Source organism: Deltaproteobacteria bacterium (assembly GCA_016223005.1).
GTDB lineage: Bacteria > Desulfobacterota > GWC2-55-46 > UBA9637 > GWC2-42-11 > JACRPW01.
Genome location: JACRPW010000070.1, coordinates 1 through 15,840, shown reverse-complemented (window position 1 = coordinate 15,840; position 15,840 = coordinate 1). Strand labels below are relative to the sequence as shown.

At 39.2% G+C, this 15,840-nt stretch carries 17 protein-coding genes; 16 read left to right on the top strand and 1 reads right to left on the bottom strand.

Features of this window, described 5'->3' with window-relative positions; all coding sequences use genetic code 11:
- The first annotated feature begins 29 nt into the window (after positions 1 to 29).
- The 16 genes from HZC45_07525 (at position 30) to HZC45_07450 (ending at position 14,303) form a co-directional block, all read left to right on the top strand.
- A complete protein-coding gene (locus tag HZC45_07525; GenBank protein MBI5682997.1) occupies positions 30 to 344 on the top strand; it encodes a nucleotidyltransferase domain-containing protein in 315 nt (104 codons plus the stop codon).
- The gene (locus HZC45_07520; GenBank protein MBI5682996.1) at positions 337 to 738 is read left to right on the top strand and encodes a HEPN domain-containing protein; all 402 of its coding nucleotides are present in this window, start codon (positions 337 to 339) and stop codon (positions 736 to 738) included. The genes HZC45_07525 and HZC45_07520 overlap by 8 nt, the downstream gene beginning before the upstream one ends.
- Before the next feature lie 27 nt (positions 739 to 765).
- Positions 766 to 2,004, top strand: coding sequence for a chorismate synthase (gene aroC, locus HZC45_07515; protein ID MBI5682995.1), 1,239 nt, complete (start codon positions 766 to 768; stop codon positions 2,002 to 2,004).
- A 19-nt stretch (positions 2,005 to 2,023) separates the two neighbouring features.
- Entirely contained in the window at positions 2,024 to 2,530 is a 507-nt protein-coding gene (locus HZC45_07510; protein MBI5682994.1) for a shikimate kinase, read from the top strand.
- 58 nt (positions 2,531 to 2,588) lie between these two features.
- Complete coding sequence (locus tag HZC45_07505) at positions 2,589 to 3,677, top strand: 3-dehydroquinate synthase (protein MBI5682993.1); 1,089 nt, start codon at positions 2,589 to 2,591, stop codon at positions 3,675 to 3,677.
- Positions 3,653 to 4,732, top strand: coding sequence for an aminopeptidase P family protein (locus HZC45_07500; GenBank protein ID MBI5682992.1), 1,080 nt, complete (start codon positions 3,653 to 3,655; stop codon positions 4,730 to 4,732). The genes HZC45_07505 and HZC45_07500 overlap by 25 nt, the downstream gene beginning before the upstream one ends.
- A gap of 79 nt (positions 4,733 to 4,811) precedes the next feature.
- Entirely contained in the window at positions 4,812 to 5,267 is a 456-nt protein-coding gene (accB, locus tag HZC45_07495) for an acetyl-CoA carboxylase biotin carboxyl carrier protein (protein MBI5682991.1), read from the top strand.
- An 85-nt stretch (positions 5,268 to 5,352) separates the two neighbouring features.
- The gene (accC, locus tag HZC45_07490) at positions 5,353 to 6,690 is read left to right on the top strand and encodes an acetyl-CoA carboxylase biotin carboxylase subunit (GenBank protein ID MBI5682990.1); all 1,338 of its coding nucleotides are present in this window, start codon (positions 5,353 to 5,355) and stop codon (positions 6,688 to 6,690) included.
- 12 nt (positions 6,691 to 6,702) lie between these two features.
- Entirely contained in the window at positions 6,703 to 7,467 is a 765-nt protein-coding gene (locus HZC45_07485; GenBank protein MBI5682989.1) for a lipoate--protein ligase family protein, read from the top strand.
- 14 nt (positions 7,468 to 7,481) lie between these two features.
- Entirely contained in the window at positions 7,482 to 9,287 is a 1,806-nt protein-coding gene (locus tag HZC45_07480) for a type II/IV secretion system protein (protein MBI5682988.1), read from the top strand.
- A 269-nt stretch (positions 9,288 to 9,556) separates the two neighbouring features.
- Entirely contained in the window at positions 9,557 to 10,042 is a 486-nt protein-coding gene (locus HZC45_07475) for a CarD family transcriptional regulator (protein ID MBI5682987.1), read from the top strand.
- A gap of 24 nt (positions 10,043 to 10,066) precedes the next feature.
- Positions 10,067 to 11,071, top strand: a complete 1,005-nt coding sequence (locus HZC45_07470; protein MBI5682986.1) for a PIN domain-containing protein — start codon at positions 10,067 to 10,069, stop codon at positions 11,069 to 11,071.
- Positions 11,072 to 11,163: 92 nt separating this feature from the next.
- On the top strand, positions 11,164 to 11,865 hold the full coding sequence (gene ispD, locus HZC45_07465) for a 2-C-methyl-D-erythritol 4-phosphate cytidylyltransferase (protein ID MBI5682985.1): 702 nt from the start codon (positions 11,164 to 11,166) through the stop codon (positions 11,863 to 11,865).
- Positions 11,834 to 12,316 (top strand): 2-C-methyl-D-erythritol 2,4-cyclodiphosphate synthase, encoded by a 483-nt coding sequence (locus HZC45_07460; protein ID MBI5682984.1) that lies wholly within the window; start codon positions 11,834 to 11,836, stop codon positions 12,314 to 12,316. The genes ispD and HZC45_07460 overlap by 32 nt, the downstream gene beginning before the upstream one ends.
- On the top strand, positions 12,313 to 13,689 hold the full coding sequence (locus HZC45_07455; protein ID MBI5682983.1) for a glutamate--tRNA ligase: 1,377 nt from the start codon (positions 12,313 to 12,315) through the stop codon (positions 13,687 to 13,689). Before HZC45_07460 ends, HZC45_07455 begins: the two co-directional genes overlap by 4 nt.
- On the top strand, positions 13,677 to 14,303 hold the full coding sequence (locus HZC45_07450) for a flagellar brake protein (protein ID MBI5682982.1): 627 nt from the start codon (positions 13,677 to 13,679) through the stop codon (positions 14,301 to 14,303). Before HZC45_07455 ends, HZC45_07450 begins: the two co-directional genes overlap by 13 nt.
- Here the strand turns inward: HZC45_07450 and HZC45_07445 are convergent.
- Positions 14,296 to 15,681 carry a HAMP domain-containing histidine kinase gene (locus HZC45_07445; GenBank protein MBI5682981.1) on the bottom strand — a complete coding sequence of 462 codons (1,386 nt, stop codon included), beginning with the start codon at positions 15,679 to 15,681 and terminating at the stop codon, positions 14,296 to 14,298. The two genes, HZC45_07450 and HZC45_07445, sit on opposite strands and share 8 nt — an antisense overlap.
- Positions 15,682 to 15,840: the final 159 nt, after the last annotated feature.

Genomic DNA, 15,840 nt, shown 5'->3' with positions numbered 1-15,840 from the left:
TGATTCAGCAAACCCGCTTGGTAATAAATATGATTGATATACAAAAAGAGATAAAAGAATTAACTTTTCAGATAATTGAAAAATATAAGCCTGAAAAGATTATACTGTTTGGTAGTGCGGCAAGGGGAGAATTTACCCCTGACAGCGATTTGGATTTTTTAATTGTAAAAAAGGATACCCCTTATTATGGCATTGACAGGATGAGAGAGATTGATAATCTGATTACAACAAAGGTTGCTGCAGATTTTCTTGTCTATAGACCTGATGAAATAGAAAACCGCATCAAGATGGGTGACCCTTTTATAAAGGTTATTTTCAAGGAAGGTAAGGTCTTGTATGGTTAACCCAGTCATCATCCGTGAGTTGATTGATAAGGCTGATGAAGATTTTAAATTTGCAGAGGTGAACCTTAAAGAAAGAGGAAATTTTCTTGCTCCTATATGTTTTCATTTCCATCAGGCAGCAGAAAAGTATCTTAAGACGTTTATTGTTGCCTTTGAATTAGAATTTAAAAAGATACATAATCTTTTCCATCTTTTTGAAATTTGTAGAGATAGAGAGCCGTCACTTGAAAATATAAGAGAAGATTGCAAATTGTTGAACAGGTTTTATATAGATACCAGATATCCGGTTCATTGGCCTACCCATTATACAATGGATGAAGGGGAAAAGGCGTATAATGCTGCATCACAGATAAGGAATTTTGTTAAGATGTTGCTTGTGGACTTTCTTAAATAAATTAGCAGATTTTCTTACGGGGGTTACATGCTCAGATACCTTACAGCAGGAGAATCGCATGGCAAGGCATTGGTTGCTGTCCTTGAGGGCATGCCTTCTAATCTTCTGCTTACAGATAGTGATATAAATAGGGAATTGGCAAGGCGGCAGATTGGTTATGGACGGGGTGGGAGGATGGCAATAGAGAAAGATGCAGTTGAAATTATATCAGGTGTAAGATTTGGCAGGACGATAGGCTCTCCGATTGCTATGTTGATTGAGAATAAGGACTGGGAGAACTGGAAGGATGTGATGAGAGCGGAGGGCGGAGGGCGGAGGGCGGAGAGTGAACAGATAATAACAAGACCAAGACCTGGACATGCGGATTTGGCAGGTGCATTGAAATATGAGCATGAGGATATAAGAAATATACTTGAACGTTCCAGTGCAAGAGAGACAGCAGCAAGGGTTGCAGCGGGCGCTGTATGCAAAAGGTTTTTGGGAGAGGTTGGAATAAAGATTATGAGTTGGGTGGTCGGAATAGCAGGTGTCAGGTGTCAGGTGTCAGGTGTCAGAAAAAAACTAAAACCTGAAATCTGGAACCTAGAACCTATTTTTGAACATGCAGAGGCCTCTGATGTTCGCTGTCCTGATAAAAAGACTTCAGAGAAAATGAGAAAGGCAATAGATAGTGCCAGAAAAAACTGGGACAGTGTTGGCGGTGTATTTGAGGTTGTTGTTACTGGTGTTCCGCCTGGATTGGGGAGCCATGTCCAATGGGACAGAAAACTTGATGCAAGGCTTGCCTTTGCACTAATGAGCATTCAGGCTATTAAAGGTGTTGAGATTTGTATTGGTTTTGATGCTGCGCAAAGGTTTGGTTCAGAGGTGCATGATGAGATATACTATAAGGGGCAAGGGGCAAGGGGCAAGAGGCAAGAGGGTGAATTTTGGCCGATTAATCCGAGATTTTTTAGAAAGACCAACAATGCTGGCGGAATAGAGGGCGGAATGAGTAATGGTGAAGCCATAATCTTGCGTGCTGTAATGAAGCCTATACCTACACTTTATAAGCCGCTAAAATCAGTTGATATAAAAACAAAGAAACCATTTGAGGCAAGTGTGGAGAGGTCTGATATATGTGCTGTCCCTGCTGCGTCTGTAATCGGTGAGGCAGTTACTGCTTTTGAGATTGCAAATGTATTTTTAGAAAAATTTGGCGGAGATTCAATCACAGAGGTAATGAGAAATTATAAAGGGTATCTGGAGTATTTGAGAACCTATTAGGTGTCAGGTGCTAGGTTTCATGAAAAATATTATCCTTACTGGTTTTATGGGGACTGGCAAGTCATCTGTAGGAAGACATCTTGCAAATGAATTAAACTATAGATTTGTTGATACTGACGATTTAATAGAAAAGGAAACAGGCTTAAGCATTTCCGAAATCTTTAAAAGATTAGGAGAGGCATATTTCAGGTCTGTTGAAAAAAAGGTTATTAAGGATGTGCTTCAAAAGGAAAATCAGGTAATCGCCACAGGCGGAGGGGCAATTGTGGATGAGGAAAATTTGAGCGTTATGAAGACATCTGGTTTTGTTGTGTGTCTAAATGCGTCTATAGATACAATCATGTCAAGGGTTGACAGAAATAATGACAGACCACTACTAAACTTGCCTGACAGACAAAAGGCTGCTGTGGAACTGCTTGAATACAGAAAACCTTTTTATGCAAAGGCAGATATGTGCATAGATACAACTAACAAAACAGTAAAAGAGATTGTGGAAGAGATAAAAAGAAAGATAGGTATCAGGTAGTGTAGGTGTCAGGTGTTAGTAAAACCTAGAACCTAGAACCTGAAACCTGAAACCTAATATGAACCCAATAACCGTAAATCTTGGCGACAGGAGTTATCCGATATATTTTTCCATAGGGGGACGGGATAATATTGGAACCTTCATGCACAAGGCAGGGCTAATGGACAAGGTCAGTATTATAACTAATCCTGTTGTAAACAAATTGTATGGTAAAAATGTTGTATTGAATTTAAAGAAGACAGGTTTTATTTCAAGTGTTATTGAGATCCCTGATGGTGAGGAGCATAAAAATCTGAAGACCGTTTCATTTATTTATGATAATCTTATTTCTCATAAGATGGAACGAACCTCTCCTATAATTGCATTGGGCGGCGGGGTTATTGGCGATATTGCGGGCTTTGTTTCCGCAACATATTTAAGGGGTGTCCCTTTTGTGCAGGCTCCAACAACCCTTCTTGCACAGGTGGATAGTTCTATTGGCGGCAAGACAGGTGTAAATCACTCAATGGGCAAAAATCTTATCGGCGCATTTTATCAGCCAAAACTTGTCCTGATTGACAGTGATGTTTTAAAGACACTGCCGCAGCGAGAAATCCAAGCAGGTTTGGCAGAGGTTATAAAATATGGAGTAATAAGGGATAAAAAACTGTTTGCATTTTTAGAGAAAAATTCTGCAGATATTTTAAAACTTGGTAAAGGTATAGATTATGCAATCAGAAGGACATGTGAAATAAAGGCAGATATAGTTGAAAAGGATGAGACAGAAAAAGGGCTGCGGGCAATACTGAACTACGGACACACATTTGGACATGCAATAGAGTCTCTTACACATTATAAGGAGTTCAGACATGGTGAGGCAGTTGCAATAGGTATGGTTATGGCAGCAGGGCTTTCATACAAGATGGGTGTCTGCAAATATGATGTCTATAAACGGATAAGGGCGGTTATAGAGGCATTTGGACTGCCTGCATTATCGCCGCCTGAAATAGATATAGATAAATTTATCAAGGCAATGGAAATGGACAAAAAGGTGATTGAAGAGAAGTTGCGGTTTGTTCTGGTGAGGGACATAGGTGATGTTATAATCCATGAGACTGCGAAAAAAGATTTTTCAAAGGATTTATGGGATATCCTTCAAACGAATTAAGGCTAAAAAATCTTAGGTCAAAAATGCCAGCATGTGGGGTTGATGCAGTCATTATCACAAGCGTCCCCAATATAAGGTATCTGACTGGTTTTACAGGAAGCAGTTCTGTGCTTGTTATTACACTGCACACCGCATATTTTTTGACAGACTTAAGATATATTTCACAGGCACATAATGAGGTTAAAGGATTTCGGATTAAAGGGTATAAAAGACAGGTGGATTGGGTTTCTTCCCTTCTAATGAGGTTAAAGGCAAAAAGGATAGGTTTTGAGGGCAAAGAGGTTACGCACGATTATTATAGAAAACTTAAAAGTCTTGTTTCAGGGAAAAAATTTATTTCATTATCAGATAATATAAGTGCATTAAGGAGCAAAAAAGATGAAGGCGAAATATCGCTGATTAAAGAGGCTGTAAAGATTGGGACAAAGGGTTTTGATATAGCAAAGATGCGCATTAAAGATGGCGCTGTTGAAAAAGATGTGGCATTTAAAATGGAATACGGCATGAGGAGATGCGGTGCAGAGAAGACATCCTTTGATATAATAGTTGCATCAGGTCATAGGGCTGCGCTTCCGCACGGGAGGGCGTCACGAAAAAAAATTAAAAGCGGTGAGATGGTAATTGTTGATTCAGGTGCGGTATATGAAGGATACAGTTCTGACGAGACATGCACATTTTTTATTGGGAAACCAACAAGGCGGCAGAAAGAAATATATACTATTGTAAGAGATGCCCATGATGCAGCGATTGATGCTGTGAAACCATGGGTTAAGGCGTCGGTTATAGACAGCACTGCAAGGCGTGTTATAAAAGGTGCGGGATACGGCAGATATTTTGGGCATGGAACAGGGCACGGTATTGGACTTTGTGTCCACGAGATGCCTTCCATATCTTCTTTTGATGATACCCTGCTTGAAGAAAATATGGTGTTTACAATAGAGCCGGGGATATATGTGCCTGATTTTGGCGGTGTAAGGATAGAAGATATGGTTATGGTTACAAGAGATGGTTGTGATGTCTTGACAAAGGTCTCAAAGGAGATGACGGTGTTATAGTAAGCGGTAAGCGGTATTTACTGCTAACTGCTCACGGTAAACGGCTCACAGCTCACTGAAAATTCATGGGAGGGCAATTATGGATTTAAAAAAGATAAAAGATATTTATAGGTTTATAAAAGATACTGATATAGTTGAATTTGAGTTGGAAGGTAGTGACGGCAAGGTGAGGATAAAAAGAGGTTGTCAGTCAACAGGTGCTGTTCAGTCTCCTGTGCCTTCTCCACCGTTGCCAGTCATGTCTTTAGACAAAGAAAAAGAACCTGAAAACAAGATACCTTTGAAGGAAGAAAGGCACAAAACCATTACATCACCCATGGTTGGGACATTTTATCGTTCACCATCCCCGGATGCCCAGTCATTTGTTGAAGTGGATAGTAATGTTAAAAAGGGTCAGGTTTTGTGCATAATAGAGGCAATGAAACTGATGAATGAGATTGAATCTGAATATGACGGAAGGATAATTTCAATATTGGTTGAAAACGGGCATCCTGTTGAATATGGTGAGCCGCTTTTTATTATAGAGACAGTATAGGAGACAGGCTATAGGTTATGGGCAATAGGCTATGGGTTTTTACCTATCGCCAATTGCCTCTTGCCTATAACCTGTATTTAATATTATGTTTCATAAAATACTTATAGCAAATCGTGGAGAAATCGCAGTAAGGATTATAAGGGCTTGTAAAGAATTGGGGGTGCCGACTGTTGCCGTATATTCTACAGCGGATGAGAACTCCCTTCATGTAAGGCTTGCTGATGAGGCTATCTGTATCGGTCCGGCTAAAGGCAAAGATAGTTATCTGAATATATCTTCCATATTGAGCGCTGCAGAGGTTGCTGATGCTGATGCAATCCATCCGGGTTATGGTTTTCTTGCAGAAAATGCTGAATTTGCAGAGGTATGCGAAAATTGCGGGATAAAATTTATAGGCCCGAGTTCAAACACAATGCGTCTTATGGGCAATAAGATCCTTGCAAAGACCCAGATGGAGAAAATCAAGGTGCCTGTCCTTCCATGGAGCAAGACTGCGGTAAAAGATGAAAAAGTTGCTATGGAAGTCGCAAAAAAAATAGGTTTCCCTGTGATAATAAAGGCAGCAGCAGGCGGCGGCGGCAGGGGTATGAAACTGGTTCATAGTCAGGCAAGTATTGGCAATGCCTTTCATACCGCACACAGCGAGGCGCTTGCTGCATTTGGGGACGGCAGTGTTTATATTGAAAAATACTGTGAGTCTCCGCGCCATGTAGAGATACAGATTATGGCAGATAATTACGGCAATGTAGTGCATCTTGGAGAAAGGGACTGCTCTATCCAGAGGAGACATCAAAAGATAGTTGAGGAATCACCTTCACCTGCCCTGAACGAAAAAATCAGAAGTGCAATGGGGGATGCATCAATCAAGATTGTAAAGTCAATCAGTTATAACAGTGTCGGCACAATAGAATTTCTTCTGGACAAGAATAAATATTTTTATTTTATGGAGATGAATACAAGGGTTCAGGTTGAGCATCCTGTTACAGAGATGGTTACAGGTGTGGATATAATAAAGGAGCAGATAAGGATTGCTGCTGGTGAAAGACTGAGGTTCAAACAAAAGCATATACGATTTAAGGGGCATTCAATAGAATGCAGGATAAATGCAGAGGACCCTGATACATTTGCACCTTCACCCGGCAGGGTTGTAAGGCTGAACTTTCCGGGGGGGCTTGGTGTAAGGATAGATTCTGCACTCTACTGTGACTATACTATCCCGCCTCATTATGATTCCCTTATTGCGAAACTCATTGTATATGCTGATACAAGGCATGAGGCAGTAAGCCGTATGAACAGGGCGCTTGGAGAGTTTATTGTGGAGGGTGTTAAAACAAATATACCACTCCATAAAAAGATAATGAATGACCACGATTTCATTGAAGGCAATGTTGATATAAACTTTTTGGGTAAATATTCATCTTAAAACCTGTAAGATATGAAGGAATGGCGGCTGATAATAGATGGTCCTCTCAGCGGTTATGAGAATATGGCGGTTGATGAGGCAATGCTTACTGCATGTGAAAAAGGTGAATCGCCGTCAACTATAAGATTTTATAAGTGGGACAGAACTACATTGTCCATAGGCTTTTTCCAAAAATCAGAAGCATGTTTTAAGAGATGTTCTGCCCTTAATATCCCGATTGTCAGGAGGGTTACAGGAGGAAGGGCTGTTCTTCACGATGTGGAACTGACCTACTCCGTTGTAACAAATGATGCTGAGCTTCTTGAAAAGGGGATTATTGGCGCATATAAGGTTGTCAGCAGGTGTATTGTTGATGCACTTATGGATTTGGGTCTTGATGCCTGCATAATGGATGCAAGGGATAAAAGGTTTGCATCAAAGGGTAAGACGAAAGAGTCGTGTTTTGATTTTGTTTCAAGATATGAGATAACGATAAACGGCAGGAAGATTATAGGAAGCGCGCAAAAACGTTTGAAAAATGCCTTTCTTCAGCATGGGTCAATTATTATGGATGTGAACAAGGATTTACAGATGTCTATTTTTGATACAACAGATGCTTCTATGATAGATGGTATAAATTCTTATATTGATGTTGATGCAGATAGTGTTATTGAGTCTATTCTTAAAAGATTTGGAGAGACGATGGATGTCAAACTTATAAACGGCAGATTGACAGATTTTGAGTTTGCTCTAAAAGAAGGGCTTACTGCCAGCAAATATACCATTTGCGGTCATTAAGATAACAGTCTGATATGGATAAAACATCACTAACAACGGAATTTATTCTAAACCTTCTTCTTAAAAAGGGATTTATTTCAAAGGAGAGGCATTCAGAAATTATCGCCAAATCTTCTGCTCATACAATAAGACAGAAGAGGATGCAGGAGAAGGTATCTTCAGGAGGTAACATCCTTACCTTGCGTCCTGATACAGTTTCACCGGTAGATTTTATAGTTTTATGTAATATTGAGGTGCCTAATTCCAGCGGCAAAATACTTAATGAAGACATGGTAACTGCTGCTATCGCTGAAGAAGTCGTGATGCCTTACAGAAAACTAAATCCTTTAAAACTGAATCTGGATGTTGTTACATCATATATACCGCGTGCATTTGCACAAAAACATCTTGTTGTTCCTGTTGAGGCAAACGGAACTTCTCTGACAGTAGCGGTTGCTGACCCATTTAATCTGGAGGTAATAGATGGCTTAAAAAGGACAAAAAAGGTTGATATCAAGGTTGTGCTATCTTCAAAGAGTGATATATTGAAAATAGTACGGGAGTTCTATGGCTTTCAATCCTCTCTGGCTAAGGCACAACAGATAATAGTGGATGATGCTAATGGTGCTGCAAATACCCTTGAACAGTATGTGAAATCAAAAGGGCAAAACGAGATAGAGGCAACTGACCAGCATATTGTAAACGCAGTTGAGTATCTGTTCCAGTATGCATTTGACCAGAGGGCGAGCGATATACATATAGAGCCTAAAGGTGAGTATTCCACAGTGCGGCTCAGAATAGATGGGGTTCTATATCCTGTCTATAATATACCTAAAGCAATACATCCACCCATTGTCTCGAGGATAAAGGTTCTGTCCAGAATGGATATTGCAGAAAAGAGGAGACCTCAGGACGGCAGGATTAAAACCCCCTACAAAGGTAAAGAGATTGAACTCAGGATTTCTACAATGCCTGTTGCATTTGGGGAAAAGGTTGTAATCAGAATCTTTGACCCAGAGATATTGTTTCAAAAACTTGACCAGATTGGGTTTTATCCTAAAGAATATCAATCATACAGTTCGTTTATATCTAAACCTAACGGCATAATACTTATAACAGGACCTACAGGCAGCGGAAAAACAACAACCCTGTATTCTACTCTTAAATATCTATCAACCCCTGAGATAAATATAGTTACAATTGAAGACCCGATAGAAATGATTATAGAAGAGTTTAATCAGGTTGGCATTCAAGCAAATATAGGTGTTACATTTGCAAGTAGTATTAGGACAATACTTCGTCAGGACCCTGATATTATAATGGTTGGTGAGATACGGGACAGAGAAACCGCAGAGAATGCAGTGCAGGCAGCACTTACAGGGCATCTGGTTCTTTCAACACTTCACACAAATGATGCGCCTTCTTCGATAACAAGACTTCTAGATTTAGGTGTCCCTGCATTCCTTATATCATCAACGCTTGTTGGTGTTATTGCACAAAGGCTTGCAAGAAAGATTTGTAAGAACTGTGCAAAAGAAAGGGTGTTGACAGACGATGAGATGGAATTCTTAAAACTTGAACCAAGACAGAATCCCTATAAGATTAGTTATGGAGAAGGATGTACAGAATGCCGCGGCACAGGATATAAAGGAAGAACAGGTGTATTTGAGGTTATGGATATAAGCGATAAGATACGAAATGCCATAACAAAGGATGTTACCCGCTTACTCATTCAGGATATTGCAAAATCAGAAGGCATGTCAACACTCAGGGATTCTGCTGTAAGAAAGATGCTGGAGGAGATTACAACCTATGAAGAGGTGGTTGATGTGATTGGATAGTATGAAATTGACAAAGTGATAACTACCAGACATTGATTTTTGGTGATAAAAGATAATTGACTCAGAGTGCCTGTATGTGTTATAAAGTTTATACATGAGGCTGTTGTATAAATATCAAGAAATCAACCCACCGTTATTCCATCGTAAAATGGAATCCATGATTTTCTGTATAAAAGAGATAGGTTTGGCATGGGTGTCATCTTTCCTGTTTTTGCAATATGCCTTTTTCTTTATTCTATCCCCAAAAATCCTAAAACGAGGTGACAAAAATGTTTAAGGTCGGAGATTTGGCGGTTTATCCTGCCCACGGTGTCGGCACTATCCATTCTATTGAAAAAAGAGAAACATTAGGGGGGGCAAGAACTTTTTATATTATTAAGATTATTAACACAGGTGCCACAATAATATTGCCTACAGATAACATTGAATCAGTTGGTTTGAGAAAGATAGTGGATAAGAATGCACTGCAGAAGGTGTATCAAATACTGAGGGGTAAAAAAGAACCTATGATTGATAACCAGACATGGAACAGAAGGCATAGGGAATATATGGATAAAATTAAGTCAGGGAGTGTCATGGAGGTTGCAAAGGTCATGCGGGAACTTTACTTCCTTAAATCCAATAAGGAACTGTCATTTGGAGAAAGAAAGATGCTTGATATGGCTAAGGGTCTGCTTATACGGGAACTTGCTATAACAAAGAATATTACAGAAGATAAAATGGAAGCAGAACTGAATAAGATGATGCAAAAATGAAAGGAGGTGATAAAAGTGGCAATAATGCGGTACCTTCTTATCATATTTGGGTCAGCAAGCGGTTATATTATTGCGAAACAGATATTAGGAGATAATTTATCAGCAATAGTAGGATTTATAAGCGGTTTTTTTATATCAATACTGGCAATCATATTTGAACAGCGGGTAAAAAAAACCCCTCTCAGAATTGTAATAGGCGGGGCAATCGGACTTATTACAGGGCTGGTTGTATCAAATCTCATTTCTTATACAATAACAACCCAGTTCATAGAAAGCAGTATCCCGAAAATCCTTATCTATATCCTCGTCAACTTATTGTTCGGATATATTGGTTTGAGTATTGGTATGAAAAAGGGGGATGATTTTGATGGTCATAATATTTATACCTTATTTGGTGAAAAGCATGAAACAAAGGCTATCAAGATACTTGACACCAGCGTTATAATAGACGGCAGGATTGCAGATATAACTGATGCCGGGTTTCTTGAAGGTGAAATTATCATCCCGCAATTTGTGCTTCAGGAATTGCAGTATATAGCGGATTCTGCTGATGGGATCAAAAGGGTAAGGGGCAAAAGAGGACTTGATGTCTTGCAAAGGCTTCAAAAACAGACAAACACAAAGGTTACTATTATTGATAACGATTTTCCGAGTATTAAAGAGGTTGATGCAAAACTCATTGCCCTTGCAAAGGAGATTAGCGCCAGAATAGTAACAAACGATTCAAATCTGAGCAAGATAGCAGAACTGCAGGGTGTTTCGGTGCTTAATATAAATAATCTTGCAAATATCCTAAAGCCTGTTGTCCTGCCGGGTGAGGTAATAAGCATATATGTGCTGAAGGAAGGAAAAGAAAATGGGCAGGGGGTTGGTTATCTTGATGACGGAACAATGGTTGTGGTAGATAATGCGAGAAAATTTCTGGGCAGGAATATGGATGTTGTTGTAACCAGCGTCCTCCAGACAACAGGGGGCAGGATGATATTTTCCAGAGTAAAAGATGAGGATGTAAAGACTGAACTTCATTAGCACACATTACATTTTTTAGTCTCAAACACCCGTTGGGCAGCGGACAGGATACTGCTGGATGACGGGTGTTTTTTTATCAGGCAGGGGCTGCTTTGAGAAAGGTTATTGCAATAATAGTTGCTGCAGGCAAAGGCAAAAGAATGGGTGCTGATACAGGCAAACAATGGATTTCTTTACAAGGCAAGCCTATCATTGCCCATACACTGCAAAGGTTTGAAGAATGCAGTGCTGTTGATTCTATAATTGTAGTTACGCAGTCTGATGAGATAGAATATTGCAGGAATGAGGTGATTGAAAGGTTTGGATTTACAAAGGTTATCGGGATTATAAAAGGCGGGAAAGAAAGACAGGATTCTGTAAGGAACGGTCTTGATGCAGTTGATGATTCGTATACCATTGTGATTATTCACGATGGTGTGAGGCCATTTGTCAGCCCGTCAATAATAAACAGGTCTATTGAATCTGCTGAAAAGACAGGGGCATCTGTGGTATCCGTGCCTGTCAAGGATACGATAAAAGAGGTATCTGATGGTTATGTAGTAAAAACACTTAAGAGGGGGAGATTATGGGCAGTCCAAACCCCCCAGACATTTAAAACAGAAATCATAAAACATGCCCACAAGAAAGCCCTTGAAGACGGTATATATGCTACAGATGATTCAAGCCTTGTTGAAAGACTCGGGTTTAGAGTTGAAGTTGTAGAAGGCTCTTATGAGAATATCAAGATAACAACACCCGAGGATTTGATTATAGGAGAGGCGATTGCAAATAGGTTTTGGATACGATGTTCATAGACTTGTAGGGGGAAGGAAACTTATCCTTGGTGGGGTAGTAGCGCCTTTTGAAAAGGGGCTCCTCGGACACTCGGACGCGGATGTGCTTATCCATGCCGTAATAGATGCCGTTCTGGGGGCTTCAGGACTTGGTGATATAGGCAAACATTTTCCGGATACAGACCCTGCATATAAAGGTATATCAAGTATTGAACTCTTAAAAAGTACCGGTACACTTCTTAATAAAAAAGGTTTTAAGATTATAAATATAGATTCAACTATTGTTGCACAGAAACCCAAACTTGCTGAATACATACCTAAAATGACAGTAAATATTGCAAAGGCATTGAAATTGAAAACAGGACAGGTAAATGTAAAGGCAAAGACAGAAGAGGGGCTTGGTTTCACAGGCAGAGGTGAAGGCATTAAGGCATATGCAGTTGTATTGATACAGGTGAAAGGTGAAAGATGAAAGGTGAAAGGAAAATACGGACCCGGTTTGCGCCAAGTCCAACAGGTTATCTCCATATAGGAAATGCAAGGACATCCCTTTTCAATTTTCTATTTGCAAAACATCATAACGGCAGTTTCATATTAAGGATTGAAGATACAGATAGATTAAGGTCAAATCTAGAATTTGAGGCATCTATTCTGGAAGACCTCAAATGGCTTGGTCTTGAATGGAATGATATCCCATACCGCCAGTCAGAAAGACTGAACATATATAGAGATTTTCCAGAAAGGTTATTAAGAGAAGGCAAGGCATACGAATGTTACTGCTCAGAAGAAAGGCTGCATGAATTAAGAAAAAAACAGATGAGCGCCGGTATGCCGCCTAGATATGACGGCAGGTGCAGAACATCTCCTGCCATATCAGAAGACACTGCCCCCACCATAAGATTTAAGGTTTCTGACAAGACAATTATCTTTAACGACCTGATACACAAAAAGATGGTATTTAATTCAAAGATATTTGGCGATTTTATAATTATGGGTTCTGATGGGGTGCCGACATATAATTTTGCCGTTGTAATAGATGACAGCCTGATGGAGATTACCCATGTTATACGGGGAGATGACCATCTGTCAAACACACCAAAACAAATCCTATTATTTGAAGCGCTTGGTTTTAAAGTCCCTGAGTATGCCCATCTTCCATTGATACTTGGGAAAGATGCAACACCGCTCAGCAAGAGGCACGGTCAATTTTCGGTGGCAGAATTACGCAAAAATGGTTTTATACCTGCTGCAATCCTGAACTATCTATGTCATCTCGGCTGGTCGCCTGAAAAGGAATTTATGTCTTTAAAAGAGGCAATAGATACTTTTTCTATTGAAAAGGTATCAAAATCACCTTCTATATTTGATATAGAAAGGCTCAAAAAATTTAATAGAATTTATATAGAAAAGAGCAGTACGGAATATCTTATAAATAACATGGGGTGCTATTTTGATAAAAACATACCAAAGGAAAACCTTGAAAATCTGATAAAAGAGGCAAAAAAAGAGGCAGTTCTGCTAGGTGATATACCTGAAATTATCCAGCCTTTTTTAGAAGAACCAGTATTTGAAAGTGATGCAAAAGAGGTTCTTACTTTTCCTCACACAAAAAGGATATTAAATGCCTTGATAAGAGAGATTGACAAGGTCACTGTTCTTAATAAAACGATATATGAAAATATTATTAACAACCTAAAACAAAAAACAGGTGAAAAAGGTAAGAACCTTTTTATGCCTATAAGGGCTGCGTTGACAGGCAGGATAGAAGGTTTGGAACTTGAAAAGGTCTTTTTTCTACTTGGGAGAGAGAAAATACTTGAAAGGATTGAAAAATGGAAAATATGATGTTCTATGTGGGTCTGACGCTATCTATTGAAATGCCAAAAAATAGAAATTATGTGACAACACGACTTGTAGGATGGGAAAAAGATGCATATATTGTAACGCGGTATCCTTATGTTAATGAGAAACCTATAAATCTTAAAAGTAAAAGCAACTGCATTATCAGGTTCGTAAAAGACGGCACTGCCTATGGTTTTACCGCTGAGGTTTTATCCCTTCAATTTCACCCTGCACCACTGATATTTTTTAAATATCCTGCAAACATAGAGAGTATGCCATTTAGAGGAAGCAAGAGATTTAAATCAAACATATCTGCGAGACTAGAAATATTGGGAGTAGAAAATGCGGTTTGTGCTGATGCAACTATGATTGATATAAGCGAAAGCGGCTGCTGTGTAAGTATCTCATCTAAAGACCATATAAAATTTGAGATTGGCAGCAAGTGTTACCTTACCTTTATGATTATTGATAAAAGTCTGGAAATTGACTGCCTGATAAGAAACTTTAACGAAGGCAAAGTAAATAGCATTATTGGTCTGGAATTTACTGATTTAACACCAGCTGGTAAGGAAGTTATATCGTTTTTTATTGATATGCTTATAAATCTCTCTAAATAATCTTGCCTGCCAATTGAAGGTATATCTTAAACTCGCTTCCTACACCTTCTTTACTGTGAACCTCTATATTTCCGCCATGGGCATTAACGATTGCCTTTGCAATAGAAAGCCCAAGACCCGCACCTGAAATCTCTTCTCTTGAGTCATCAATCCTATAAAACCTGTCAAACAGTTTATCCTGATGTTCCTCTGGAATACCGATACCGGTATCAGACACAGCAATAATAACAGAGCCGTTCTTTGTCTCACTTGATATTACAACACCGCCTCCCTTTTTATTGTATTTGATTGCATTGTCAACAATGTTTAGAAAAACCTCTGTAAGTCTTTCTTTATCACCGCTCACCTTAATTCCTTCACAGGCATTCTTCAAAGAGAGTTCTATCTCTCGTTCCTGTGCAATAGGAAACATCAATTTAAATACATCCTCCAGTATTAAACCAATGTCCACAACCTCTTTTTTAATAATGACATTCTTACCCTCAAGCCTTGCTATATCCAGTATCCTCTGGATGAGTTGTGCCATATTTTCTGCAGTAGATTTTATTATAGTTAATGCCTCCTCATATTCGTTTTTATTCCTTTCCTTCCTTAAGGTAACATCACAGTAACTTTTGATAACAGATGTGGGTGTCCGCAGTTCATGCGAAGCGTCTGAGAGAAACTGCCTTTGTTTTGCAAATGCCTCCTCTATGCGGGTCATCATATTATTAAAACTTACGGCAAAGGAGATTATCTCCCTGTCTACCCCCCTTTCATCAATCCTTTCATTTAAGTTTTCTTCTGTAATGCTGCTTATCTTTCTGGAAAAGGCTGTGAGGGTTTTAAGAGACAGACCTGCTATGGAGATAATCCCTATACCTGATAATACAAAGGCAGCAGAGGATAAGATTATCAGGATATTTTTAAAGGAACTAATGATGCGGTATGTATCTTCCAGAGATTCTGCAGCCTGGATAATAATCGTGTGCTCAGGAAATTTTGCCGTATAATTCATTAACCTTAACGGTTCACCTTTTGGTCCAGCAATAGTTAGAACCTGATATGCTATATCTTCATGAAACGGCAGGCTTTTATCAGCAAGTGATGGAGACTTTGCAATAACGGTTCCGTTGGAAAGGGCAATCTGATAGTAGTGTCCTGAAAATGGTATTGTATAATCGCCCACAGCAGCCTTGTCCAGTTCCCATTCTATCTTATATTTTTCCACCTCAATAAAACTTGTTAAGAGCTGCGTATCTGAATGCAGATGGCTGTCAATTGAACCGATGACTATATTTTTTAATTCATAATACAGGAAAAATCCCAGCCCTGAAAAAAGGATAGAGAAGACGGATAAAGACCATACCAGAAGTTTTGATTTGATGGAATTGAACATAGATAAAAAATAGGCTATGGGTCATGGGCGATAGGCTATGGGCTATGGGTTTTTATCCTATTGCCTCTAGCCTATTGCCCATTGCCTGCCTTTAAGATATATCCTGCTCCCCTTACAGTATGTATAAGCCTTTTCTTAAAACCCTTATCAATCTTATTT